The sequence below is a fragment of the Shewanella basaltis genome (genome assembly GCF_023283885.1).
Taxonomy (GTDB): domain Bacteria; phylum Pseudomonadota; class Gammaproteobacteria; order Enterobacterales; family Shewanellaceae; genus Shewanella; species Shewanella basaltis.
In genome coordinates, this window is sequence record NZ_JAKILA010000003.1 from 44,328 (window position 1) to 69,542 (window position 25,215).

Genomic DNA, 25,215 nt, shown 5'->3' on the forward strand with positions numbered 1-25,215 from the left:
CCGCCCTGTTGTCTGTCTGGTGATATTACCCCGCAATAAAAGTAAGGTTAATGATGAAATATCCAGTTAACGAAGTATTTGAAACAATACAAGGTGAAGGCTCCTTTACTGGGGTTGCGGCACTTTTCGTTCGCTTACAGGGCTGTCCTGTTGGGTGTGCATGGTGTGATACAAAGCAAACTTGGGATGTGTTAGCAGAAAATAAGGTCAGTGCTGAACAGGTTATACAGGTTGATGGCACCATTGGTCGCTGGGCAGAGCATACTGGTGCGACATTAATTAACGCATTTTTGGAAAAAGGCTTTACCGCCAAGCATATTGTATTAACGGGTGGCGAGCCGTGTTTATATGATTTAACTGAAATGACTCACGACTTTATTGCAGCAGGTTATCAAGTTCAAATCGAGACCAGTGGTACGTTTGAGGTTAAATGCCATGACGCCGTTTGGGTGACGGTATCGCCTAAAGTGAACATGAAAGGCGGATATAAAGTCCTTGAGCAAGCATTAGTGCGCGCCAACGAAATTAAACACCCAGTGGCTACAGAAAAACATGTTGAAGAATTAGATGCACTGCTTAATGGCATTGATTTAACCGGCAAAACTATCTGCTTACAGCCAATTAGCCAAAAAGAACGTGCCACCGCATTAGCCATGAAAGTCTGTATTGCCCGCAACTGGCGCTTATCTATTCAGACTCACAAATACTTAAATATCGATTAAATTAATACTGCTTGTAGAATTAATAAAGCAATGCCGCGGATAATCTGCGGCATTGTTGTCCTTACGCTATGAAAAATTAAATCAACAAACCACTGTCATCAAATTGTTGCAGCTTTTGGCGGTAATGCTCAAAACAGCCAATGTTGCTGTCGATCCATTGCGGGTTATAGTAAGTATCTAAATACCGTTCACCAGCATCACAAATTAGCGTAACAATAGACCCTGTTTGTCCCGCCTGACGCATTTGAGTGGCTAACAGTAATGCGCCGTATAAATTGGTTCCTGTGGATGCTCCTGTTTTACGGCCAATCAGCTGCTCTAACCATTGGATGGTTGCAATGGATGCTGCATCAGGTATTTGCAACATATTATCCACCACACCTGCAATAAACGATGGTTCGACACGTGGTCTACCAATTCCTTCAATTTTACTGCTCTTGTTACTGACTATACTGGCATCTCGCTGATGAAAATAGTCATAAAAAACGGAGTTTTCTGGGTCAACAACACACAATTGAGTCGACTGTTGTTGGTAGCGGATATAACGACCAATGGTTGCGCTAGTTCCGCCTGTTCCGGGGCTCATTACAATCCAACTGGGAATAGGGTGGGGTTCTTTTTCCATTTGGTTAAAAATAGAGTCAGCAATATTGTTATTGCCACGCCAATCTGTTGCACGTTCAGCGTAAGTAAATTGGTCCATATAATGACCATTCAGTTCACGAGCTAACTTTTCTGACTCGGCATACATTTGGTTACTATTTTCGACAAAGTGGCACCGACCACCATAAAATTCAATTTGCTGAATTTTCTTTTTCGCTGTGGTTTGCGGCATTACCGCGATAAAAGGCAACCCCAGCAAGCGCGCAAAGTAGGCTTCTGAAACCGCTGTGCTGCCAGAGGATGACTCTATAATGGGGGTACCTTGTTTAATCCAGCCGTTACAAAGGGCATATAAAAAAAGCGAACGAGCCAACCTATGTTTTAAGCTGCCTGTTGGGTGAGTACTTTCATCTTTAAGATAAATATCTACGCCCACAAGTTGCGGTAAATCTAATTTGATCAAGTGTGTGTCAGCAGAGCGTTGGTAATCCGCCTCAATTTTTGCAATGGCCTGATTGACCCAAGATGTTGGCATGAGAGAAACCCGTTATTCCAAAAGGGCATAAATCATAACTAAAATAAAACGTGAAAAATAGTATAGATGTGTAATGACATTTTACTGCATAGGCAGCCAAAGCTAGTAACAGTAACATACACGGTTAGGCAAGATGGTGAGATAAGGTGGGGAAACGCAATACACAAAGGAATGAAGGTAAAATGGTGGAGGGAGAAGGATTCGAACCTTCGAAGGCGGAGCCGTCAGATTTACAGTCTGATCCCTTTGGCCACTCGGGAACCCCTCCACAGCGAAAGAAAATAACAAAGAAAAGATGGTGGAGGGAGAAGGATTCGAACCTTCGAAGGCTGAGCCGTCAGATTTACAGTCTGATCCCTTTGGCCACTCGGGAACCCCTCCGCGCTTTTTCTTTATCACTTACTTTACTTTTACACTTTTACACTTTAACGCTTTTTGTTGGCAACGGTCATTACCAACAAGTACAACAACGCAAATGGTGGAGGGAGAAGGATTCGAACCTTCGAAGGCGGAGCCGTCAGATTTACAGTCTGATCCCTTTGGCCACTCGGGAACCCCTCCTCAATTGCGGCCGCCATAGTATGCACAAACCCTTTGTATGTAAAGTCTAAAAATGAAAATTTTTTAAAGTTTTGATTTAATTGGTCGATAAAATATCAATGCGCAGTAGTGGTGATGTTTTTATATGCAAATTGGGTCAACATTAGTCAATGAGTTACAAATAGGTAGCCGATTAAACGAGGCGATTGAACATAATCGTCGCGGAGAATTTGGTTTACTATTGGCGATGCTATCGTCAGACACTCGAGACATGGCTCAATTTCAATTTGACCTTGAACTCAACACAGACCAAAAGCTGCGAAAACAATTTGCTCTCCCTCCTGCACAGCGGCTGGTTGATGATATTTCCACACATCCCAACCCAACTGATAACGCGCATGTGTTTTTACACCAAGGCGCACGCCAGTTTCAATTACAGCAAGCATTAACGCCAGAAGCCTTTGTTATTCGTGGTAAGCAACCCGATGCAATGGTGGAGGTATTGAGCAACTGTGATGAACTGACTAAACGTAAAGCGCTTAATCTTTATCAACAGCATAATGTGATAGAAGACATGCATTTTCTTGAACAGTTGGCAACGCAGCGTAAAATTAGCCAGACCATAGCGTCAAGTTATGCTTAGGGTTAAATCTGCTATTTGTGAGCTTGGCAAATATAAAGGCCATTTGTTTCGGTTAGGATATTGCTCACTAACAACGCGTTGAGGTAGTGAGATGATTAAGCAAATTAAAGAGCAACAAGCCAATAACGTCAATGACAGTTGTGCAGACTGTGGCAGTTTCGTTGACATTGGTGCGGTGGTAGAAGCCGATGATACCGTGTTGCAACTCAGTTTTAGTGGTAGTGATGCCTTGTTAAAAGCCAATACACTTCAAGAAGCCGCTTTACAGCGTTTTCCTGAAACCAAAGTCACAGTCACTCAACATAATGATCAATACGACCTAGTATTGGCTTTTGAATTTAGCGTCGAGAAGATGATTTTTCAGCTAGAGAACTCATTGTAAACTGATAGGCTTGCAAATAACCTTGTGCAAATAAGGCGCAGTGCTTTTGGTATTGATGAACCGTAAATCAATGGTTTAGTTGCTTGCAAATTGAGCGAGTATATTGGCAATATTGCGACGATTTCATTGCTGTGCAGCTACAAAAAGTGTAATCTTCACGCTCAGCATTGGAGTATAGTAGCGTATGCTGATGTTCAGTTATTTTGATTGAACCCACGTTACTTAGATGCCTGCATATTCATGATGTGTGTAAAAATATAAAACAATAAAATCATTTTAAAATGATATCAAAAAACCCTTAAACAGCTATTTGTCGTTAAGCTTCGGGAATTAAATGAATCGAAAAGAGCAGCAGCACTTGTTGGAATTAATTGTAAATTCCAGTGCTAAACAGCAAGGTGATTTTACCGCAACCTCTGAGTTGGTTTGCCAACACTTAAGAGTTCAATTTGATGCTTCGTTTGTGTCTGTGTGGTTGCTCACTGACAATGATGGCGAGCACAATGTCGTCGGTAATACCAACACAAATGATTTGCATATTTGCGCTCAAAATTTAGTGGCAAGTTGTGTGGTTGACACACTTGAGCACCACCCCTCTTTACGCCAAACCACAAGCATAGACCCAGATTTCTTTAACCAACTTCGTTTACATCGCTACATACTGTCAAGTGACGAACATCAACAACAGCTTGTAGAGCAGTTTTCGGCTTATTATCAACAGCATAATATTAGTAGTAGCCTAGATGTTGCCATTCGGATTAATGGCCATATAGAAGGGGTGCTGTCGATTGAACACACCGAGCCGCGAAAGTGGTTAAAAGCAGATATTCAGTTTGCCGTTCAGTGCGCAGATCAGTTGGCGTTAACCCTAGCGACTCGATATACATACGACAGTAATGAGCAAATTTATTTATTGCGTAACGCCGCTGAGCAATCAGAACATGTCGTGATGTTGGTCAATACCGACACAAAAATTGTTGAGTATGTTAACGGCGCCCATGAAAAAATGACAGGTCTTGCCAGACAGTCGATTGAGCACCATAGTGCACTTAATCTTGATATTTTTAGAACAAATCCAAGGTTATTGGATGTCATTGTAAAAAAACTGCATGATAAAGAAGTTGTTAAAGGCAACATTAAACTGAGCCGCGTCGATGGCAGCCAATATTGGCTCAATTACCATATCACGCCATTTATTACCGAATTAGGCAAACACTACGCGTTAGTGTCAAGTTACGATAATTCCAGTGAATATATCCATAAAGCAGAGTTAGAACGCCTCGCTTGGCACTGTAATTTAACCGGATTACACAATCGTAGTTACTTTACCCCAGTATTAGACCGTGCCGTCGATGGGCATCTCATCTTGATCGATTTGATGGGCTTTAAACGTTTTAATGACACCCATGGGCATGAGCAAGGGGATGCGTTGTTAATTGAAGTGGCGCGTCGTTTGAAACATTTTTCTTTGACTAACAAGGCGATAGATGTAGCCAGAGTCGGTAGTGATGAGTTTGCTATTTTGCTACCTAACAATGTGGTTAAAGCCGGCGATACACTTGCCGACATAGAACAAATAGTTAAGCGTCTTTATTTAAATTTACAGATACCGGCGGTGATTTCCCGAGAAAAAGTGGAGCCTAAACCTGCCATCGCGGTGGTTGATATTCAATCGGTTGCTGGGATGTTTTCTCCTTTGTCTTGTGCCGACATCACCTTGCAATACGCAAAAAATAAATCTGAAATGCATTATCAGTTTTTTAATGCGGATTTGCTCGATGCCTTTACCTACAATGCCGAGATTGAGCGCGATTTACAACAAGCGATTAAAGGACGAGAATTTGAGCTTTATTATCAACCTTTAATGGACTTGCAAAGCAATCAATATATTGGTGCTGAAGCGTTAATCCGTTGGCATCATCCTAAAAAAGGCGTGTTGTACCCAGGCTCATTTATCAATATTGCTGAACAAACCGGGATGATTATCCCTATGGGTGAATGGGTACTTGAAACCGCCTGTAAGCAGCTTAATTTGTGGCAGCACAAAAATGTTAATATTGCCATGCACGTTAACGTAGCGGCAAGGCAGTTTTTTAGTGGTAATTTATACGAGCAAGTTTGGCGTTTGGTTACCCGTTATCGCATCAAACCTAAAACATTAATTTTAGAAATTACAGAAACAGAATTAATGGGCGATATTCGCTTTGCCATAAACCTGTGCCACGAATTGGCTGAACTGGGTGTCGGCCTTGCCATTGATGATTTTGGAACGGGATACAGTTCAATGAAGTATTTAAAACAGTTCCCCATATCTAAGTTAAAAATAGATCGATCATTTATCATGGATATTTCATCGAGCCGTGAAAGTCGTGAAATCGTCAGTGCAATTATTGCCATGGCAAAGGCATTGAATATCTCATTGACAGCAGAAGGCGTTGAGACCAAAGAGCAAGAAGCGTTTTTATCGTCTAGTGCATGTCATCATGCTCAAGGATACTTATACAGTCCAGCGGTGAGAGTCAGCGAATTTACCCAATTTATTGATAATCACAGCGCTTGGGCACCACTGCACAATTAAGAGGTTAGTGTTGCGCAGCAGTGTTTAAACTTTTTACCACTGTGGCATACGCAAGACTCGTTACGATTGGGTAAACGGGCTTGCATCTGTTTTCCCGTCGTGTAGAGCCAATGTCCATTGAGTTGCACAAATGACGACATCTCATATATCGCATCAATGTGTTTATTTGCTATGTACCACGCTTTAAACGTCACATCCCCTGTAGTATCAAATGGCGAGACCTTGGTAATGTGTAACCCTAACCATTGCGGACAATCTTTGGCTAATTGTTCTACGGTTAATCCTTGCCGAAAATCGGGGTGATGAGTCGCTATCAAATAGTCAAATTTGCCCACCACAAATGCGCAGTACCGTGAACGCATTAACTGCTCAGGTGATGTGGCTATCGCTTGTGTTAAATGAAGCGGTTGGCAGCAATGTTGGTATTGAGCCTTGCTTGCACAGGGGCATAGCTCCGCCGCGCTTATGTTAGGCTGACTCATGGCTTAACACTCGTTTTTGTGATGGCAGTGGTGTTAAATTGGCGGCCATAATACAGATCAGGTACCGGTTTCGCATCATAATAAAATTTAGCTAAAGCATGGGTGTTTGAATCAACGCTTATTTGCCACTGACCTTTGTTATCCTTAGCAAAGACGGTTACAAATTTACCTGCAAATTCACTTACAGGTTCGCCCGAGTCTTTACCAGGATGAAAACGGACAAGATAATAACCAATGTCAGTTGCACTATTTTGGTCGACATGACGTACTGTCACTCTAAAATCGACTTCTAATTTGGCTTGTTTACGTTTAATTTTATCAAAAAATCGTGTGTATAATTTTAAGATATTTTGTTTGCCTGAAATAATATCCTTTTCTTGGGTTTCAGGAACGTATACTGCATTGTCTGTATAAATATGTTCAATACTGGAGAGGTCGAGCTGCTCAAAAGCTTGCGATAATTGGGTAAAATTAGCATTTAATTGCTTATGGGGTAGCGATTCTGCCGCGGCAGAATTAAATAAGCTTATGCTTAAACATAGGCAAAGTAGAAAGTAAGTGTTAATACCTGTGTTAAATCGAAATAATATTTTTTTCAATGTGTTTTCTCTATTTTATAGGTGAACGTGATACCCAAAACACTATACCGTGAGCGTAACTATAAATTATTCAATGATTTTGCCAAGCGCATAATCTTTACAAAGTATGTAGGAGGTAACCCATGTCTTTTAGTGATGATGATTTATTTTTACGAGAGATGGCCGATGTCACCCCCTTAAAAGCTGACAACATGAGTTTATCATCACAAACTTGGCTTAATCCATTAAGTGTTACAGATGCTCAGTTAGCCAAAAGGGCTGCAGCACAACAACATGAATTGTTACAGTTATTACCCATAGATCCGCATTTGATTCAGCCACTGCAACCCGATGACATTGTCAGCTACAAAGCCGATGGTATTCAAGATGAAGTGTTTAAACAGTTAAGGCTGGGTAAATACCCCATCAAAACCGAGTTAGACATACATGAGTATCGGCTCAAGCAAGCTCGCGACAGCTTGGTTCGCTGTGTATTGAGTGCTTACGAGCGAGGCGAGCGAAATGTGCTGGTTATCCATGGTAAAGGTTATAAAAGCCTGCCTTATCCTGCGTTGATGAAATCAGCCGTGTGTCATTGGTTACAACAAATCGATCCCGTAGTGGCTTACCATTCTGCTACGCGCCATCAAGGTGGGGTTGGTGCTGTGTTTGTTATGTTAAAAAAATCACCGCAAAAAAAGATTGAAAACAGTGAATTAAATCGAAAAGGCAGTGGTTTTAGATAAAAAACGGGCGCTACAATGGCGCCCGTTTTGTGCATGTTATTAATAACGCGTTACCATCCACACTGACGATTAGCTTCAGTGTTTTTCTCATCAAGCCAAACCTTTAATGGTGCAAAATAATCGAGTACGGCTTTGGCATCCATTTGCTTGGTACCAGTAACAACATTGAGGGCTTCTGGCCATGGTTGGCTGGCGCCCATTTCAAGCATTTCATTTAATTTAGCGCCTGCAGCCTTGTTACCGTAAATACTGCAGCGGTGAACCGGGCCAGTATCGCCGGCAATATCGCACAGTGCTTTGTGGAATTGGAACTGCAACACATGGGCTAAAAAATAACGTGTGTACGGAACGTTGCCCGGCACATGGTATTTAGCGCCTGGATCAAAATCGGCTTCACTGCGTGCAATAGGCGCTTTTACACCTTGGTATTTTTCACGTAAGTCCCACCAGGCTTGATTGTATTGATCCGGTTTTATGGTGCCATTAAACACTTGCCAGCGCCATTGGTCAATCATCAGACCAAATGGCATAAATGCTATTTTATCAAGTGCTTGCTTTAATAATAAGCCAATGTCTTTTGACGCATCAGGTACAGTGTCGAGTAAGCCAATTTGTTGTAAATATTTAGGTGTAATCGACAGCGCAATGGTGTCACCAATGGCTTCATGAAATCCGTCATTCGCTGAGTTTTTAAAAATAAACGGTTGATTTTTGTATGCACGTTGATAAAAGTTATGACCTAACTCATGGTGAATAACCGTAAAATCTTCAGCATTTTTTTGAATACACATTTTAATACGGATATCGTCTAGATTGTCTAAATCCCAAGCCGATGCATGACACACAACATCACGGTCTTGTGGTTGTACAAATAAAGACCTGCTCCAAAAAGTGTCTGGCAGCGCATCAAAACCTAAAGAGGTGAAGAAGCCTTCAGCTTGCTTAACCATTTTGATTTCATCATAACCATTTTTAGCCAATAACTCTGTTACATTGTAACCAGGGTCTGCATCTTCAGGTGCGACAGTGTTATAAATGGTTCCCCATTGCTGCGCCCACATGTTGCCGAGCAAATGAGCTGGAATTGGCCCAGTGTTAGGCGCTACTTCATCACCGTATTGCTCGTTTAATTCGCCACGAACATAACAATGCAATGCGTCGTATAGTGGTTTTATTTGGGTCCATAAGCGATCTAATTCAGCTGAGAATTCGTCAGGCTTCATGTCATATTGACTGCGCCATAATTCAGATAAATCGGCATAACCCAGATCTTTAGCTCCTTCGTTGGCGAGTTCAACTTCACGCTCAAATAAAGGACGCATCGGCTTGGCAATTTCGCGCCAGCCTTGCCAGGCTTCAAGCAAGACCGCAGGGTCTTTTGACTCAGCCATTAAATTAGACAACTCAGGTTGAGTTAAGCAGCGACCGTCGGCAAAGCAATACTTACCTTTACCGTACATTCCATTGAGTTCTGATGCAATGCTGGCAAGCTCTGCATTTTTGGCAGGGTCAAGTGGGGCTGGTAGCACTAGACTGCTGCGTAAACTGTTTAGTTTTCTGGCATTGACGGCATCAAGTTCAACGTGGGCATACTTAGCGGCTTCTGTGGCGTATCTTACCGATGTGGAAGTGACTTTTTCGCCCATGGCGGCAGACAAGGCTGCGGTATCATCGGTAATAAAGTTAGAGTAAATCCACTCTGCACGATTCGCTTCAACGTTTAAGCTGGCTAAATCAGCTTCAGCTTTATTGATAAACTCGATGGCCGCAGCACTGTCAATTTGCTGTGCTTGTTCAGCCGCAGGGGGGGGCACTTGTGCGGTGTCATTACAGGCACTAAGTCCTAAAGCGAGAGACACAAAAAGTGCAATTTGAGACGGTTGTTTTAAAGGCAACTTCATTATATTGGCTTCCTTGTTTTTATTATCGAGGTCAGTGTACCTAAAAATAGGATTCATTGCATATAAGTTAATAATCTGGTGCGTTTGTTACGCTTTTTGTTGTTTTTTTTTAGTGGAAAAGCCAATAATTTCGATTGACATCTGTTCGCTCAATGATTAATTTAAACGAGTGTTTAAATTAACTTTGGGTCATGGAATGGCAAGCCGTACTGATACAAAAACAAGAATACTCGATGCAGCTGAAAAGTTGTTCGCTGAAAGAGGTTTTTCTGAAACTTCGTTAAGACTGATCACCAGTAAAGCCGAAGTCAATTTGGCATCGGTCAATTACCATTTTGGTTCTAAAAAAGAATTAATTCGCGCAGTATTAGCAAGATACCTTGATGTGTTTATGCCAAGTGCATCAATAGAAATTAATCGTTTGCATCTAGCACCTGAGCATGCCTCACTAAACGAGATTTTTTCTGCTTTAATTAAACCGTTACTTGAATTAAATAAAGTGCGTAATGGCGGAACAATTATTTTTTTGCAGTTGCTAGGTAGAGGCTATATTGAAAGCCAAGGGCATTTGCGTTGGTTCATTACCACGCATTACGGTGAACATCTCGCAACATTTGTGAAAGCCGTTGCCGCAAGTGCGCCGCACATTCCGCAGGCAGAAATGTTTTGGCGTTTGCATTTTACCCTAGGGACCATTGTGTTCACTATGGCATCAGCAGATGCATTAAATGAAATTGCCGCAGCAGATTATGGCGAACATAACAACACTGAAGCAATTATTCGTAAAGTCATTCCCTACATGGCGGCCGGTGTGGCTGTCCCTGTGTTAACAAACTAAGAAGGTATAAAATGAGTATCGTCATATTGCTACTGATAGCGATCATTGTCCTCTTTGGCGTACGAAATATACGGATGCAATTTATTACTCGTCCGGTGTTTTCGTTCTTCAAAAAAGTCTTGCCACCTTTGTCGAGCACCGAGAAAGAAGCCATGGAAGCGGGCGATGTGTGGTGGGAAGGGGAGTTATTCCGCGGCAAACCAAACTGGAATACGTTACATGGTTTTGGTAAGCCAACATTAACGGCAGAAGAACAAGATTTTATCGACAATCAAGTGCAAACCGCGCTTACCATGATTGATGATTTTGATATTGTTCATAATCGCAAAGATTTGCCACCAGAATTATGGCAATACTTCAAAGAAGAAGGTTTCTTTGCGTTAATTATTCCTAAAAAATACGGTGGTCGTGAGTTTTCGGCTTATGCAAACTCAACGATTGTGGCCAAAATTGCCACACGCAGTGTGAGTGCCGCTGTAACTGTAATGGTACCGAACTCGTTAGGACCTGGAGAGCTATTAACTCATTATGGTACCCAAGAGCAAAAAGATCGTTGGTTACCGTCGCTAGCGGTAGGTAAAGACATTCCGTGTTTTGCTTTAACAGGCCCAGAAGCAGGCAGTGATGCTGGCGCCATTCCTGATGTGGGTATAGTATGTCGCCGTGAGTTTGAAGGTGAAGAAACACTGGGATTAAGCTTAACCTGGAACAAGCGCTACATTACGCTTGCACCAGTGGCAACAGTATTAGGCTTAGCGTTCCAAATGCGTGACCCAGATGGGTTGCTCGGTGACGTTAAAAACCTTGGTATTACTTGTGCTTTGATCCCAACGGATCACGAAGGCGTTGAGATTGGCCGTCGTCATAATCCATTAATGATGGCATTTATGAATGGTACAACAAGCGGTAACGATGTCTTTATTCCACTAGATTGGATTATTGGTGGCCCGCAGTTTGCGGGTAAAGGTTGGCGCATGCTAGTTGAATGTTTGTCAGCAGGTCGCGGTATTTCATTACCTGCGTTAGCTACGGCATCGGGGCATGTCGCAACGAAGACAACCACAGCTTACAGCTATGTACGTCAACAATTTGGTATGCCTATCGGTAACTTTGAAGGTGTACAAGAAGCGATGGCTCGCATTATTGCCAATACTTACCAGCTTGAAGCTGCGCGCCGTTTAACGACACAAGGTATTGATTTAAAGGTTAAACCATCTGTTGTTACCGCTATTGCTAAGTATCACATGACTGAACTTGGTCGTGATGTGCTTGAAGATGCGATGGACATTCAGTCTGGTAAAGGCATTCAATTAGGACCTAAGAACTATCTAGGCCATGCATTTATGGCTAACCCCATATCGATTACGGTAGAGGGCGCGAACATTTTAACCCGTTCTTTGATGATTTTTGGTCAAGGCGCGACCCGTTGTCACCCATACGTATTGGCTGAAATGGAAGCCGCAGGTATGGAAGATGAAACCTCTGCACTAGATCGTTTCGATTCATTGCTACTGGGTCACATGGGTTATGCCATTGGTAATGCATTACGTTCATTTGGTAATGCGTTAACTGGCAGTCGTTTTGCCAGTGCTCCAGTGAGTGGTCCTACACAACAATATTACCGTGACATGACGCGTATTTCGTCATCACTTGCAATCATGACTGATCTGTCAATGTTGATTATGGGCGGCGATCTTAAACGTAAAGAAATGATTTCTGCGCGTATGGGCGATGTATTAAGCCAATTGTACCTAGCGTCTGCTACGTTAAAATTGTTTGAAGACAATGGTCGTCAGCAAGACGATTTACCTGCAGTACATTATGCAATGACAGAGCGTTTGCACTTAGCTGCTAAAGCATTAGACGATGCTATTCGTAATTTCCCAAGCAAAATTGCGGCTGTGTTGTTACGTGTATTGATTTTCCCATTGGGTAATCATTTCAACGCGCCAAGCGATAAAGCCGCGGTAGACGTGTGTAAAGGTATGCTAAAGCCAGGACCTGCGCGTAATCGTATCACCTTTTTGTGTGGTGAGTTTGATGGCGACACAAGCGGTATAGCTGAAGTAGAAAATGCATTCTTGGCAAAATATGCTGCAAAAGACGTGTATAAGAAACTCAAAAAAGCGCAACGTAGCGGTCATCTAAAGGCTAAGCTACCAATGCTTGAACTGTTTGATGTTGCCCTTGATAAAGACATCATTACAGAAGCTGAACACAAGCAACTTGTTGAAGCCGATGCTCTGCGTTTAGCCGCAATCAATGTAAATGATTTCGATAAGCTGTAATTGACGTAACATAGTGTGATAACAATTAAGCCCTGACTCTGTCGGGGCTTTTTATTGCCGGTATCAGGTGGTCCATAAACACGGCATTAACATTTTATTAGTAGTTTATACTCTTCACTGAAGTGATTAACGGCGGCTATTAAGTCATGTTCATTAGGTGATGAACCCAATAACAGACATTGCCGACTGGGCAACGTAAGTTGACGGCATTGATAATACCATTCCGCGTTAGTAAGTGATCTCTCAGCGAGAATTTAAAAGGGCTTAAACAAGGCGAATGACTGAATGAATAGTGATTCTCTTTCGAAGTCATGCAACGCAGTGTAAGCCTTTTTAAAACTCGCCCAAAAGGAATGCCCCAGCCGCTTTTGCTTTACGTTCTCGCTATTTGAAAGGGAACAACCATTACTACATAGCGACGCCTTAATCAAAAACCGCTGGACGCATTCTGAGTGGCCACTTATTAATGCGGAATGGTATAAACAGCAATGAAATTATGATTGCGAGAATATGGCAGAGGCAAACGACAGAGACTGACGTCTGTTGATTAAGGGCAATAAAAAAGCCAACCGCGAGGTTGGCTTTGTTTTTTACCCCACTGATTCGCGATTAAACGCTTATGGGGCTCGTAATTAGCTTATTAAGCGACAACAAGTACTTTACAAGTGTTAGTGCCACCAATGGTTTCCATAGCATCGCCTTTGGTCATTAGTACCATATCGCCACTGGCTAAATAACCTGCTTTAACCATGCAATTTAAGGCTTGCTGGGCTAATTCGTCAGCAGGGTAGGCCGTAGAGTCAAATTCAATGGGTTGCACGCCACGATATAATGCCATGCTTGCAAGGGTTTTTTGATGACGAGACAAGGCAAAAATTGGCAAACCAGAACTGATGCGTGACATTAACTTAGCTGTTGCGCCAGATTCAGTTAACGAAATAATCGCTTTAACGCCCGCTAAGTGGTTAGCAGCATACATGGTTGAAAGCGCGATAGTTTCTTCAACAGAAGTAAAGCTCTGGTCCATACGGTGTTTAGACACTTTAACACTTGGGTGCGATTCTGCGCCTAAACAAACGTTAGCCATGGCTTTCACGGTTTCTTCTGGGAAATCACCAGCGGCAGTTTCAGCAGATAGCATCACGGCATCAGTACCGTCTAATACCGCGTTAGCTACGTCCATCACTTCTGCACGTGTTGGCATTGGGCTGGTGATCATTGATTCCATCATTTGGGTTGCAGTGATCACTGCTTTGTTCAATTGACGTGAACGTTGAATTAAGCGTTTTTGCACTGCAACTAGTGCTGCATCGCCAATCTCGACCCCTAAATCTCCACGAGCAACCATGACAACATCTGATGCTTTAATCACATCATCCATCGCTTCGTCAGTTTCAACGGCTTCGGCACGTTCAACTTTAGCAACGATTAATGCCTTGCTGCCAGCTTCAACAGCCAGTTTACGCGCAAGATCCAAATCCGCACCGGTACGAGGGAATGATACTGCGAGGTAATCAACATCAATCATGGCAGCTGTTTTAATGTCAGCCATGTCTTTTTCTGTTAATGCAGGAGCGGTTAAGCCGCCGCCTTTTTTGTTGATGCCTTTGTTATTTGACAAAGGGCCTGCAACTGTCACAGTAGTAAAAACTTTGCGGCCTTCAACACGTTCAACACGCAATTGCACACGACCATCGTCAAGCATCAAAATATCGCCAATGACCACATCATCTGGTAATTGCTTGTAATCAATACCAACCTGCTTCTCGTCGCCTTCACCTTTTGCTAGTTCAGCATCAAGGATGAATGCATCGCCTAAGTTTAGCTTGATTTTTTTGTTGTCTTTAAAAGTAGAAACGCGAATTTTAGGGCCTTGTAAGTCACCTAAAATGGCAACATGCTTACCCAACTCTTTAGCAATGTTGCGCGCATCTGTTGCACGCTTTAGGTGGTCTTCTGGAGAACCGTGTGAAAAGTTAAGTCTCACTACGTTAGCACCTGCGGCGATAATTTTACGTAAATTGTCATCGCGATCAGTTGCTGGTCCAAGAGTTGTAACGATTTTAGTTCTGCGGAACATGAGATACTCCGTTAATGAAAAGATAGATTTTGTGTTAAATAGAATTTGGTTATTAAAAGTACATTAGCTATCTTAGTACTTAAATGATGTAACTATATTAACAGACATTCTTAATTAATGTAGTAAAGTTACAAACAAAAAGACGTTTTTTAGTGTGTAATTTATGTGACAGATAAGTGATTTTTACAATAAAAAAGACCAACCGGGGTTAACCGTTTGGCCTTTGATGGCATTTTAACCCCACAGTTTGAATACTACATCGGGATCAAAACTCGCATAATTGTGTAATTAGTTAACAACCCTAATAACAAAAAAGCGCCTAAATAGTGAGATCTTTATTCACGCGTGACTCTTTTAATACTTCTTTTACGCGTTTTAAGTTGTCACGGAAACGCGGTCCGCGGCGCAATGTAAAACCAGTGGCCAGCACGTCTATTGTCACCAGCTGCGCTAAACGAGAAGCCATAGGTAAATACATGTCGGTATCTTCTGGTACTTCCATGGTCACAGGTAACGTACACTCTAATGATAGAGGTGAGTTACGCGCGGTAATGCCTATCACTGCAGCGCCGTTTTCACGGGCAATACGGGCTATTTCGATTAATGATTTAGTGCGACCAGTGTGAGAAATTAATACCACCACGTCGCCTTCGTTACAGTTAATGCAACTCATACGTTGCATTAGCACGTCATCAAAACAAATGACTGGCACATTAAAACGGAAGAACTTGTTTTGTGCATCATGTGCCACAGAAGAAGAAGCACCTAAACCAAAAAACGAAATTGTCTTGGCTTGCGTCAATATATCTACGGCTTTATTGATGGCTGCTGTATCAAGACTTTGACGTGCGGTATCGAGCGATGCCATTGAAGATTCAAAGATTTTTGTTGTATATGAATCTGGAGAGTCATCTTCTTCAACGTGTCGGCTAACATAAGGTGTACCGTTAGCAAGACTTTGTGCCAAATGTAACTTAAAATCAGGGAAACCCTTAGTGTCTAAGCGGCGGCAAAAGCGGTTAACGGTGGGCTCACTTACATCAGCCATTTTGGCTAACGTCGCGATGCTAGAATGTATAGCTGTTTGCGGTGAGGCTAATATGACTTCGGCAACTTTACGTTCCGATTTACTAAACTGGGTAAGGCTTTTTTGCACCTTTTCTAGGGTATTCATAAGCAAGCATCCGCTAAATAGTAGCTAAAAGTAGGTAATGTAGTTTTATACCATAACTTACAGGAATTTCGTGATTTAAGTTATTTTTTTACCTTTTACACGATCCTGTGATTATTTTTCAAGACGCAGATCACGGTTAAATGAGTCTTAAGCCTTGTTATAGGTGGAAAATCATACCAGATATTAGATGCAAATGACTAGGTTAACAACAACGCAATATTTGTAAATTAAAGATGCAATATTCAAATTCTGTTGTTATATTACAACAAAAGTGTGTTTTTATTCATCGACCGAATTCGAACATGGCGCGCACACATCATCAGGAGAGTTTTCAGCAATGGGCAAATCAATTGGAGCCAAGGCTTGTGACTTCGTACTTTTTGGTACAAAAGGCGATTTAGCGAGGCGTAAGTTATTACCTTCTTTATATCAGCTAGATAAAGCAGAGCTACTCGATAAAGAAACCAAGGTTATTGGTGTTGCAAAAGATGCATTCACCCGCGATGAATTCATTGCGCTTGTAACCAAAGCATTAAACACGTTTGTTAAAGACGACATTTGCCCAACCACGCTAGAGCGTTTCCTGAGTCGTTGTCACTACATCGGCACCAATTTTACCGAGCCAGAAGGTTATCAGGCCTTCCATGACTTACTTGAACCAAGTAAGCGTGTCATGGTGAACTATTTTGCCACTCCGCCTTCTATTTTTGGTGCCATTTGTCGCTGCTTGCATGAGCAAGGGTTAATTAAACCAGATACCCGTGTGGTGTTAGAAAAACCCATTGGTACCGATTTAGCCTCTTCGCATGTGATTAACGATCAAGTGGCAGAGTTCTTTAATGAAAACCAGGTTTACCGTATTGACCATTACTTAGGTAAAGAAACAGTACAAAACCTAATCGCACTGCGTTTTGCCAACTCATTATTTGCATCTAAGTGGGACAACCGGACTATCGACCATGTCCAAATCACTGTTGCTGAAGAAGTGGGCATTGAAGGGCGTTGGGGTTATTTTGATGGCGCAGGGCAAATGCGCGACATGATCCAAAACCATTTATTACAAGTGTTAACCCTTGTTGCAATGGACCCACCCGTAAACCTAGACGCTGACAGCATCCGTGATGAAAAAGTAAAAGTGCTTAAATCTCTGCGTCCAATTAACCAAGACAATGTGTACGAAAACACTGTTCGTGGTCAGTACAGTGCTGGCTTCTTAAAAGGCTCACCTGTACCAGGTTATCTTGAAGAAGACGATGCCAACACGAATTCTAACACCGAAACCTTCGTGGCACTGCGTGTTGATATTGATAACTGGCGTTGGGCTGGTGTGCCTTTCTATTTACGCAGCGGTAAGCGTATGCCATTTAAGAGCAGCGAAATTGTGGTGTACTTTAAAAACCCGCCACACAATTTGTACCGTGCCAGTTACCGTAATTTACCCCCAAACAAGTTGACCATTCGTTTGCAGCCTCATGAAGGGGTTGAGATCCAGATGATGAACAAGGTACCGGGTCTTGAGCAAAAACAACGTTTGCAAACCACTAAGTTGGATTTAAGTTTCACTGATACCTTTAAAAACGAACGTATTGCCGATGCTTATGAGCGTTTACTACTAGAGGCCATGTTAGGCAACCAAGCTTTGTTTGTGCGTCGTGACGAGGTAGAGCAAGCCTGGAAGTGGGTTGACGGGATTATTCAATCCTGGGAACAAAGCGGTGAAAAACCAAAGCCTTATCCAGCTGGTACTTGGGGACCAGTAGCGTCGGTGGCATTAATTACCAAAGACGGTCGTTCGTGGGACGAGTAAGGAGCAGATATGATTAAAGAAACCGTATTTAAGTCGTTTGATTCGCCCGCCGATCTTGAAGCCAAGCTTGCTGATAAGATTGCCAAGCAGTTACAAGATGCTGTTGATACACGCGGAAAAGCCAGTTTAGTGGTGTCGGGTGGTTCAACGCCACTTAAATTATTTAAACTGTTAAGCCAAAAGTTGGTTGACTGGAGCGATGTATACATCACCTTAGCCGACGAGCGTTGGGTTAATGCCGATGAACAAGACTCAAACGAAAGGTTAGTTCGCGAGCACTTATTGCAAAATCGTGCAGCCAGCGCAAAATTTCGTGGCCTAAAAAATATGTTCGCCACTCCTGAAGCGGGCTGCGATATGACCAGTGAGTCATTAGCAAATTTTCCACGTCCGTTTGATGTGGTAGTGCTTGGTATGGGAACTGACGGTCACACCTGTTCATGGTTTCCGTGCAGCGCCGAGCTCGACAATGCGCTGACCACAAAAGATTTATGTGCTGCTGTTAATCCTACAACAGCCCCACATGCTCGAATTACGTTATCTAAAGATGCCATTTTAAATAGTCGCCAAATTTATTTGCATCTTGTCGGTGAGCCAAAATTAACTGTATATCATCAAGCACTTGAAAATGATGATGTTTCCAAAATGCCCATTAGAGCCGTATTAGCGCAGCGTAAAACGCCCGTTGATGTGTTCTATAGCGCGTAAGGAGTTTTACCATGCATTCTGTAGTACAAACCGTTACTGATAGGATTATTGCTCGCAGCCAACAATCGCGTTCAAATTATTTATCAGCTTTAAACGATGCAAAAGCTAAAGGCGTTCATCGCAGTGCGTTAAGTTGTGGCAACCTTGCTCATGGTTTTGCCGCTTGTCAGCCTGCGGAGAAAGAGTCTTTACGTCAACTGACAAAAGCCAACATCGGAATTGTGACCGCATTTAACGATATGTTATCGGCTCACCAACCATACGAAACCTATCCAAACATGCTAAAACAAGCGTGTATGGATGTGGGCAGTGTTGCTCAGGTTGCCGCGGGTGTGCCAGCCATGTGTGACGGTGTGACTCAAGGCCAGCCTGGCATGGAGTTAAGTTTATTAAGCCGCGAAGTGATTGCCATGTCTACCGCGGTTGGCTTATCGCACAACATGTTTGATGGTGCATTGTTACTTGGTATTTGTGACAAAATCGTACCAGGTTTACTGATTGGTGCATTGAGCTTTGGTCATTTACCTATGTTATTTGTGCCAGCTGGCCCAATGAAATCAGGTATTCCAAACAAAGAAAAAGCCCGTGTTCGCCAGCAGTTTGCTCAAGGTAAGGTTGATCGCGCTGCATTACTTGAGGCCGAATCAAAGTCTTACCACAGTGCAGGTACTTGTACTTTTTACGGTACCGCTAACTCTAACCAGTTAATGTTAGAAGTGATGGGCTTACAGCTACCGGGGTCATCGTTTGTAAACCCAGATGATCCTTTACGTGACGAGTTAAGCAAAATGGCCGCTAAGCAAGTGTGTCGTTTAACGTCAATGGGCACGCAATATACGCCAATTGGTGAAGTGGTTAACGAAAAGTCAGTTGTTAACGGCATCGTAGCCTTATTAGCAACCGGCGGTTCAACTAACTTAACCATGCACATTGTTGCCATTGCTCGTGCAGCAGGCATTATCGTTAACTGGGATGACTTTTCTGACTTATCTGCCGCGGTACCATTGTTAGCTCGTGTTTATCCAAATGGTCATGCAGATATTAACCATTTCCATGCCGCTGGCGGTATGGCCTTGTTGGTTAAAGAATTACTCGATGGTGGTTTGATCCACGAAGATGTTAATACTGTTGCCGGTTACGGTTTACGTCGTTACACCCAAGAGCCTCGTATTATCGATGGCGAGTTAAAGTGGGTTGAGGGCGTGACTGAATCGTTAGACAAAGAAGTATTAACCCATCTTGATTCGCCTTTCCAAAGCAACGGTGGCTTAACCTTACTTAAAGGCAACCTAGGCCGTGCGGTGATTAAGGTATCGGCAGTGCCTGCGGGCAATCGTGTCATCGAAGCTCCTGCTGTAGTGATTAACGATCAAAACGAAATTGATGCCTTGTTTAAATCTGGTTCATTAGATCGTGATTGTGTTGTTGTGGTTAAAGGCCAAGGCCCTAAAGCCAATGGTATGCCTGAACTGCATAAACTCACGCCATTTTTAGGAACCCTACAAGACAAAGGGTTTAGAGTTGCATTAGTGACCGACGGCCGTATGTCTGGCGCATCAGGTAAAGTCCCAGCTGCCATTCACTTAACGCCAGAAGCCTTAGACGGCGGCTTAATTGCCAAAGTTCAAGATGGCGATATGATCCGGATCGATGCGACTACAGGTGAATTAACCCTGTTAGTTGACGAGAAAACGCTTGCAAACCGCACCGCAGGGATTGTGGACTTACACCATTCAGCGTACGGCATGGGCCGTGAATTGTTTGGTGCGTTACGTCGCAGCTTAAGTAGCCCAGAAACAGGTGCTCGCAGCACTAGCGCGATTGATGAATTATATTAAAAATAAAGGAAGTCGGTAACATGATTGAACCTAATAACTGGTTACTTCAACCACAAGAAGTGTTTAAACGTAGCCCAGTAGTTCCGGTTATGGTGATAAACAAACTAGAGCATGCTGTGCCTTTAGCGAAAGCTTTAGTTGCCGGTGGGATCAGTGTTTTAGAAGTGACGTTACGTACTCCTTGTGCACTCGAAGCGATAGCAAAAATTGCGAAAGAAGTACCAGAAGCCCTTGTCGGTGCTGGCACGATTTTAAACGAAACTCAGCTTAACCAGGCAGTGGCAGCAGGTTCGCAGTTTATTATCACACCAGGTGCTACGGTTGATTTATTAAAAGCGGCGAAAAAGGGTAAAGTGCCTTTAATTCCAGGTATTGCCAGTATTTCTGAAATCATGGTGGGAATGGAGTTAGGTTACACTCACTTTAAATTTTTCCCTGCAGAAGCATCTGGCGGTGTGAATGCACTTAAGTCATTCTCTGGTCCGCTAGCAGACATTCGTTTTTGCCCAACAGGCGGCATTAGCCCAGCCACTTACAAAGACTACTTGGCACTGCCAAATGTTGATTGTATTGGCGGCAGCTGGATTGCTCCAACCGATGCTGTAGACAATGAAGAATGGGATCGTATTACGCAGTTATGTAAAGACGCGCTAGCCGCGCTTTAATTAACCTTGTAATGACATCACGTTAAAAACCAGCTAATTAGCTGGTTTTTTTATGGTTTTTTGTTTCATATAGTTGCTAGCATATGGCCTACGGCGTCAGTCGCAGAAAGCCATCAGTAAAGTCGAGTCAGGGTAACTGTTTATAAAATGAAGTATTGGTAAAATCAGTCTAAGCATCATCAAATTCACATCACAGGAATAAGCATGAAAACCATTGGCATGATTGGCGGTATGAGCTGGGAGTCAACGCTAAGCTATTATCAGGCGATTAACCAGGGGGTTAAGGCAGCTTTAGGTGGCTTACATTCAGCGAAGGTGTGTTTGTACAGCGTCGATTTTGCTGAAATTGAAGCTTTGCAACATCAAGGGAGATGGGATGTAACTGCCAACATATTAGCTGATGCTGCGCTAGCGGTTGAAGCCGGTGGCGCTGATTTTGTACTGATTTGTACCAATACCATGCACAAAGTGGCTGATGAGATACAGGCAAGAATTTCGATCCCGATTTTGCATATTGCTGATGCGACTGCCAATGCACTACTGGCCGATGGCATCACTAAAGTGGGTTTGTTAGGCACTCGCTTTACCATGGAACAAGACTTTTACAAACGCAAGATTAGCGATAATTACCCCATTGAAGTGATTGTGCCCAGTGCCGATGACCAAACGCAAATTCACGACGTGATATATCAAGAATTGTGTTTAGGAAAGATTAACCCAAAATCACGAGAGGCTTATTTAACCATTATTGATAAGTTGTTTGCTCAAGGCGCGCAAGCGGTGATTTTAGGCTGCACTGAAATTGCCTTGTTAGTGCAGCAACAACACACTCAAGTCCCCTTATATGACACTACTCAAATCCATGCTAACAGTGCAGTATCGTTAGCATTAACATAAAAACGCCTTAAGCGCTGTGCAATTAAGGCGTTTGTATTACCGTTTATATAGATTAGTCTTTATAAGCGCGGCCATAGAAGCTGTCTAATAGCACTTGTTTAATCTCGCTAATGAGTGGGTAGCGAGGGTTAGCACCTGTACATTGATCGTCAAACGCATCTTCTGCTAACTCGTCTAACTTGGCGATAAAGTCAGCTTCGTTAACGCCGGCTTCTTGAATAGAGGCGGGGATCCCAATGACCTTCTTAAGCTCTTCGATTTTCTCAATGAGCTTTTCCACTTTTTGCTCATCTGTTTTACCACCTAACTTTAAGTGCTCACTAATGGCAGCATAACGACACAATGCTTTAGGGCGATCATATTGACTGAACGCTGCTTGCTTGGTTGGCATGTCTGTGGCGTTAAAACGAATCACGTTAGTGATGAGCAAGGCATTAGCTAAACCATGGGCCAAGTGGAACTCAGCACCTAATTTGTGCGCCATTGAGTGACAGACTCCCAAGAACGCGTTGGCAAAGGCAATACCGGCAATGGTGGCGCCGTTATGGACTTTCTCACGGGCGATAGGGGCTTTTGCGCCTAGCTCATACGCGTCTGGTAAGTATTTGACCAGTAAATCGAGTGCTTGTAATGCCTGGCCGTCACTGTATTCGTTTGCCATTACACTGACATAGGCTTCTAATGCGTGCGTTACTGCGTCAATACCGCCAAAGGCCGTTAATGACTTAGGCATGTCCATTACTAGGTTTGGATCAACAATGGCCATACTTGGTGTGAGTTCATAGTCTGCAATGGGGTACTTTATACCTGTTTCTTCATCTGTGACTACCGCAAAAGGGGTCACTTCTGAGCCTGTGCCTGATGTGGTTGGTATGGCCACCATTTTGGCTTTACGGCCCATTTTAGGGAATTTATAAATACGCTTACGAATGTCCATAAAGCGCAGGGCTAAATCAGCAAAATCAACATCTGGGTGTTCGTACATCACCCAAATGATTTTGGCAGCATCCATAGGTGAGCCGCCACCTAATGCAATAATCACATCCGGTTGGAAGCTTTGTGCTACTTTTGCACCTTGACGGACAATGGCCAATGTTGGGTCAGCTTCAACTTCGTAAAACACTTCGGTTTCTAATCCTTGTGCTTTTAATATCTTTAACGTTTCGTTGCAATAGCCATTATTAAACAAAAATTTATCGGTAATGATTAACGCACGTTTTTTGTCGCTTATTTCTTCAAGGGCAATCGGTAAACTGCCACGGCGGAAGTAGATTGATGATGGAAGCTTGTGCCACAACATGTTTTCAGCCCTCTTAGCGACCATTTTTTTGTTGATTAAGTGGCTTGGGCCAACGTTTTCTGAAATTGAGTTACCGCCCCATGAACCACAACCTAAGGTTAACGATGGTGCTAACTTAAAGTTGTATAAATCACCAATGCCGCCTTGTGAGGCTGGGGTATTAATTAAAATTCGTGCGGTTTTCATCCTAAAACCAAAGGCTTTAACTCGTGCTTGTTGGGTATCTTGATCGGTATATAAGCCAGAGGTGTGGCCAATGCCGCCTAAAGTGACTAATGCTTCAGCTTTGTCCATCGCGTTATTAAAATCTTTGGCTTTATACATGCCCAATAATGGTGATAGCTTTTCATGGGCGAAAGCTTCGGCATCATTAATGTCTGTGACTTCACCAATTAATACTTTGGTGTGGTTTGGTACTGTGATACCTGCCATAAGGGCAATATTGACTGCACTTTGGCCAACGATGTCAGCGTTTAGGCCGCCATTTTTAAGGATGACATTTTGCATTGCGGTGGTTTCGGCTTTAGATAACATATAGCCGCCGTGGTGAGCAAAGCGCTCTTTTACTTGTTTATAGATGCTTTCGACAACGATAACGGCTTGCTCAGAGGCGCATACCACACCGTTATCAAAGGTTTTAGACATTAAAATGGAGCTGACGGCGCGTTTAATGTCTGCGGTTTCATCAATCACAATTGGCGTATTTCCGGCACCAACACCAATGGCAGGTTTGCCAGAAGAGTAGGCGGCCTTTACCATGCCTGGGCCACCGGTGGCCAAGATTAAGTTAATTTTTTCATGGGTCATTAATTGATTAGACAGTGCCACACTGGGTTGATCTATCCAGCCAATAATGTCTTTTGGTGCGCCTGCCGCGACAGCGGCATCGAGTACAATTTTCGCTGCGGTTGTGGTTGAGTTTTTGGCTCTTGGGTGCGGCGAAAAGATAATGCCGTTGCGGGTTTTTAAGCTAATAAGCGCTTTAAATATTGCTGTTGATGTTGGGTTAGTTGTGGGCACAATTCCACAAATAATCCCCACAGGCTCGGCAATGGTGATGGTGCCAAAGGTTAAGTCTTCGGCCAAAATACCGCAGGTTTTTTCATCTTTGTATTTGTTATAAATGTATTCTGAAGCAAAGTGATTTTTAATGACTTTGTCTTCAAGCACGCCCATTCCGGTTTCAGTTGCCGCCATTTTGGCTAAAGAGATACGGGCATCGGCAGCAGCAAATGCGGCGGCCCTAAAGATTTTATCAACTTGCTCTTGGCTAAAATTAGCAAATTGGGCTTGTGCTTTGGCAACACGTTCTACCAATAGATCAAGCTCTTGAGTGTTGGTGACTGTCATGATGGTTTCCTCTAAAAATATTCAGCAAATTGTTTTGCAAAACATTCTTTGTAAATAAAATTACAGCCTTAGGGGCCTTAATGCTGTGATCCTGACCACACAAACACCATAAATGTAATTTTATTACGTAATTTTGATAGGTCAGCTGACTTAATTTCCCATTGCTATCAGTGAATGTTTGACGATCACACATAACGGCCGTTAACGAATGTGACAGCTAATGCTAACTGTGCTTGTTAACACTTCAATGACATGCAGACAATCTGTTATCAAGCTTGCCAAATTAGATTGTTTTATTAAAAAAACTGAGTGATTTTAGCTAAATAAAAATCACATCAAAGCCCTAAGATTAGCTAATAAAAACAATATTACATTGAATTTAAATAACATTTTATTATCGCAAAACCTACATAAGCAACAGCTAAAGCTTGTTTTGCTCATTTAATGTGAGAAATGTGATTGACATCAATATAGAGAAGAGGGAATATGTTGGTTGTGAGCATTTGCTCTTGTATCGGGCAAATGTTTACCGGTTGGTTGTAAAATACGTAATCATCTTG

General features: G+C 42.8%; 19 protein-coding genes and 3 tRNA genes. 12 read left to right on the top strand and 10 right to left on the bottom strand.

The genetic code is table 11. The features are described from left to right. Positions 1 to 53 precede the first annotated feature (53 nt). A complete protein-coding gene (gene queE, locus L2703_RS03465; protein WP_248969926.1) occupies positions 54 to 722 on the top strand; it encodes a 7-carboxy-7-deazaguanine synthase QueE in 669 nt (222 codons plus the stop codon). A gap of 76 nt (positions 723 to 798) precedes the next feature. On the opposite strand, the gene L2703_RS03470 is transcribed toward queE, so the two are convergent. The 4 genes from L2703_RS03470 to L2703_RS03485 all read right to left on the bottom strand — a co-directional run bounded on the left by L2703_RS03470 (position 799) and on the right by L2703_RS03485 (position 2,421). Beyond that, entirely contained in the window at positions 799 to 1,860 is a 1,062-nt protein-coding gene (locus L2703_RS03470; RefSeq protein ID WP_248969755.1) for a PLP-dependent cysteine synthase family protein, read from the bottom strand. 183 nt (positions 1,861 to 2,043) lie between these two features. Continuing rightward, positions 2,044 to 2,128, bottom strand: a tRNA-Tyr gene (locus L2703_RS03475). Between the two features lie 28 nt (positions 2,129 to 2,156). Further along, a tRNA-Tyr gene (locus L2703_RS03480) sits at positions 2,157 to 2,241 on the bottom strand. Positions 2,242 to 2,336: 95 nt separating this feature from the next. Then, positions 2,337 to 2,421, bottom strand: a tRNA-Tyr gene (locus tag L2703_RS03485). Positions 2,422 to 2,545: 124 nt separating this feature from the next. Between L2703_RS03485 and L2703_RS03490 the strand changes: the two genes are divergently transcribed. The 3 genes from L2703_RS03490 (at position 2,546) to L2703_RS03500 (ending at position 6,003) form a co-directional block, all read left to right on the top strand. Continuing rightward, positions 2,546 to 3,043, top strand: a complete 498-nt coding sequence (locus L2703_RS03490) for a VC2046/SO_2500 family protein (protein WP_248969756.1) — start codon at positions 2,546 to 2,548, stop codon at positions 3,041 to 3,043. Between the two features lie 91 nt (positions 3,044 to 3,134). Beyond that, on the top strand, positions 3,135 to 3,425 hold the full coding sequence (locus tag L2703_RS03495) for a DUF406 family protein (protein ID WP_248969757.1): 291 nt from the start codon (positions 3,135 to 3,137) through the stop codon (positions 3,423 to 3,425). A 334-nt stretch (positions 3,426 to 3,759) separates the two neighbouring features. Continuing rightward, positions 3,760 to 6,003 (top strand): sensor domain-containing phosphodiesterase, encoded by a 2,244-nt coding sequence (locus L2703_RS03500; RefSeq protein WP_248969758.1) that lies wholly within the window; start codon positions 3,760 to 3,762, stop codon positions 6,001 to 6,003. On the opposite strand, the gene L2703_RS03505 is transcribed toward L2703_RS03500, so the two are convergent. Together L2703_RS03505 and L2703_RS03510 are read right to left on the bottom strand one after the other, a co-directional pair. Then, positions 6,000 to 6,485, bottom strand: coding sequence for a YchJ family protein (locus L2703_RS03505; protein WP_283107789.1), 486 nt, complete (start codon positions 6,483 to 6,485; stop codon positions 6,000 to 6,002). The genes L2703_RS03500 and L2703_RS03505 overlap by 4 nt on opposite strands. Continuing rightward, positions 6,482 to 7,084 carry a YybH family protein gene (locus tag L2703_RS03510; protein WP_248969759.1) on the bottom strand — a complete coding sequence of 201 codons (603 nt, stop codon included), beginning with the start codon at positions 7,082 to 7,084 and terminating at the stop codon, positions 6,482 to 6,484. The genes L2703_RS03505 and L2703_RS03510 overlap by 4 nt, the downstream gene beginning before the upstream one ends. Positions 7,085 to 7,206: 122 nt before the next feature. Between L2703_RS03510 and smrA the strand changes: the two genes are divergently transcribed. Continuing rightward, positions 7,207 to 7,809 (top strand): DNA endonuclease SmrA, encoded by a 603-nt coding sequence (smrA, locus tag L2703_RS03515; RefSeq protein WP_248969760.1) that lies wholly within the window; start codon positions 7,207 to 7,209, stop codon positions 7,807 to 7,809. Between the two features lie 50 nt (positions 7,810 to 7,859). Here the strand turns inward: smrA and L2703_RS03520 are convergent, their stop codons facing one another. Further along, on the bottom strand, positions 7,860 to 9,710 hold the full coding sequence (locus L2703_RS03520; RefSeq protein WP_248969761.1) for a M2 family metallopeptidase: 1,851 nt from the start codon (positions 9,708 to 9,710) through the stop codon (positions 7,860 to 7,862). Positions 9,711 to 9,906: 196 nt separating this feature from the next. On the opposite strand from L2703_RS03520, the gene psrA reads away from it, so the two are divergent. Both psrA and L2703_RS03530 read left to right on the top strand, forming a co-directional pair. Continuing rightward, complete coding sequence (psrA, locus tag L2703_RS03525) at positions 9,907 to 10,548, top strand: TetR family transcriptional repressor PsrA (protein ID WP_248969762.1); 642 nt, start codon at positions 9,907 to 9,909, stop codon at positions 10,546 to 10,548. Between the two features lie 11 nt (positions 10,549 to 10,559). After that, positions 10,560 to 12,836, top strand: coding sequence for an acyl-CoA dehydrogenase (locus tag L2703_RS03530; RefSeq protein WP_248969763.1), 2,277 nt, complete (start codon positions 10,560 to 10,562; stop codon positions 12,834 to 12,836). 640 nt (positions 12,837 to 13,476) lie between these two features. Here the strand turns inward: L2703_RS03530 and pyk are convergent. Then, on the bottom strand, positions 13,477 to 14,916 hold the full coding sequence (gene pyk / locus L2703_RS03535) for a pyruvate kinase (protein ID WP_248969764.1): 1,440 nt from the start codon (positions 14,914 to 14,916) through the stop codon (positions 13,477 to 13,479). 319 nt (positions 14,917 to 15,235) lie between these two features. Then, positions 15,236 to 16,090, bottom strand: a complete 855-nt coding sequence (locus L2703_RS03540; protein WP_248969765.1) for a MurR/RpiR family transcriptional regulator — start codon at positions 16,088 to 16,090, stop codon at positions 15,236 to 15,238. Positions 16,091 to 16,427: 337 nt separating this feature from the next. Between L2703_RS03540 and zwf the strand changes: the two genes are divergently transcribed. The 5 genes from zwf to L2703_RS03565 all read left to right on the top strand — a co-directional run bounded on the left by zwf (position 16,428) and on the right by L2703_RS03565 (position 22,005). Next, positions 16,428 to 17,897, top strand: a complete 1,470-nt coding sequence (gene zwf / locus L2703_RS03545) for a glucose-6-phosphate dehydrogenase (protein WP_248969766.1) — start codon at positions 16,428 to 16,430, stop codon at positions 17,895 to 17,897. Positions 17,898 to 17,906: 9 nt separating this feature from the next. Beyond that, positions 17,907 to 18,605 (top strand): 6-phosphogluconolactonase, encoded by a 699-nt coding sequence (pgl, locus tag L2703_RS03550; protein ID WP_248969767.1) that lies wholly within the window; start codon positions 17,907 to 17,909, stop codon positions 18,603 to 18,605. Between the two features lie 11 nt (positions 18,606 to 18,616). Continuing rightward, complete coding sequence (gene edd, locus L2703_RS03555) at positions 18,617 to 20,443, top strand: phosphogluconate dehydratase (RefSeq protein ID WP_248969768.1); 1,827 nt, start codon at positions 18,617 to 18,619, stop codon at positions 20,441 to 20,443. Positions 20,444 to 20,463: 20 nt separating this feature from the next. After that, positions 20,464 to 21,108 (top strand): bifunctional 4-hydroxy-2-oxoglutarate aldolase/2-dehydro-3-deoxy-phosphogluconate aldolase, encoded by a 645-nt coding sequence (locus L2703_RS03560; protein WP_248969769.1) that lies wholly within the window; start codon positions 20,464 to 20,466, stop codon positions 21,106 to 21,108. Between the two features lie 204 nt (positions 21,109 to 21,312). After that, on the top strand, positions 21,313 to 22,005 hold the full coding sequence (locus tag L2703_RS03565) for an aspartate/glutamate racemase family protein (RefSeq protein ID WP_248969770.1): 693 nt from the start codon (positions 21,313 to 21,315) through the stop codon (positions 22,003 to 22,005). A gap of 52 nt (positions 22,006 to 22,057) precedes the next feature. Here L2703_RS03565 and adhE read toward each other — a convergent pair whose 3' ends face one another. Continuing rightward, entirely contained in the window at positions 22,058 to 24,655 is a 2,598-nt protein-coding gene (gene adhE / locus L2703_RS03570; RefSeq protein WP_248969771.1) for a bifunctional acetaldehyde-CoA/alcohol dehydrogenase, read from the bottom strand. Between the last annotated feature and the right edge of the window lie 560 nt (positions 24,656 to 25,215).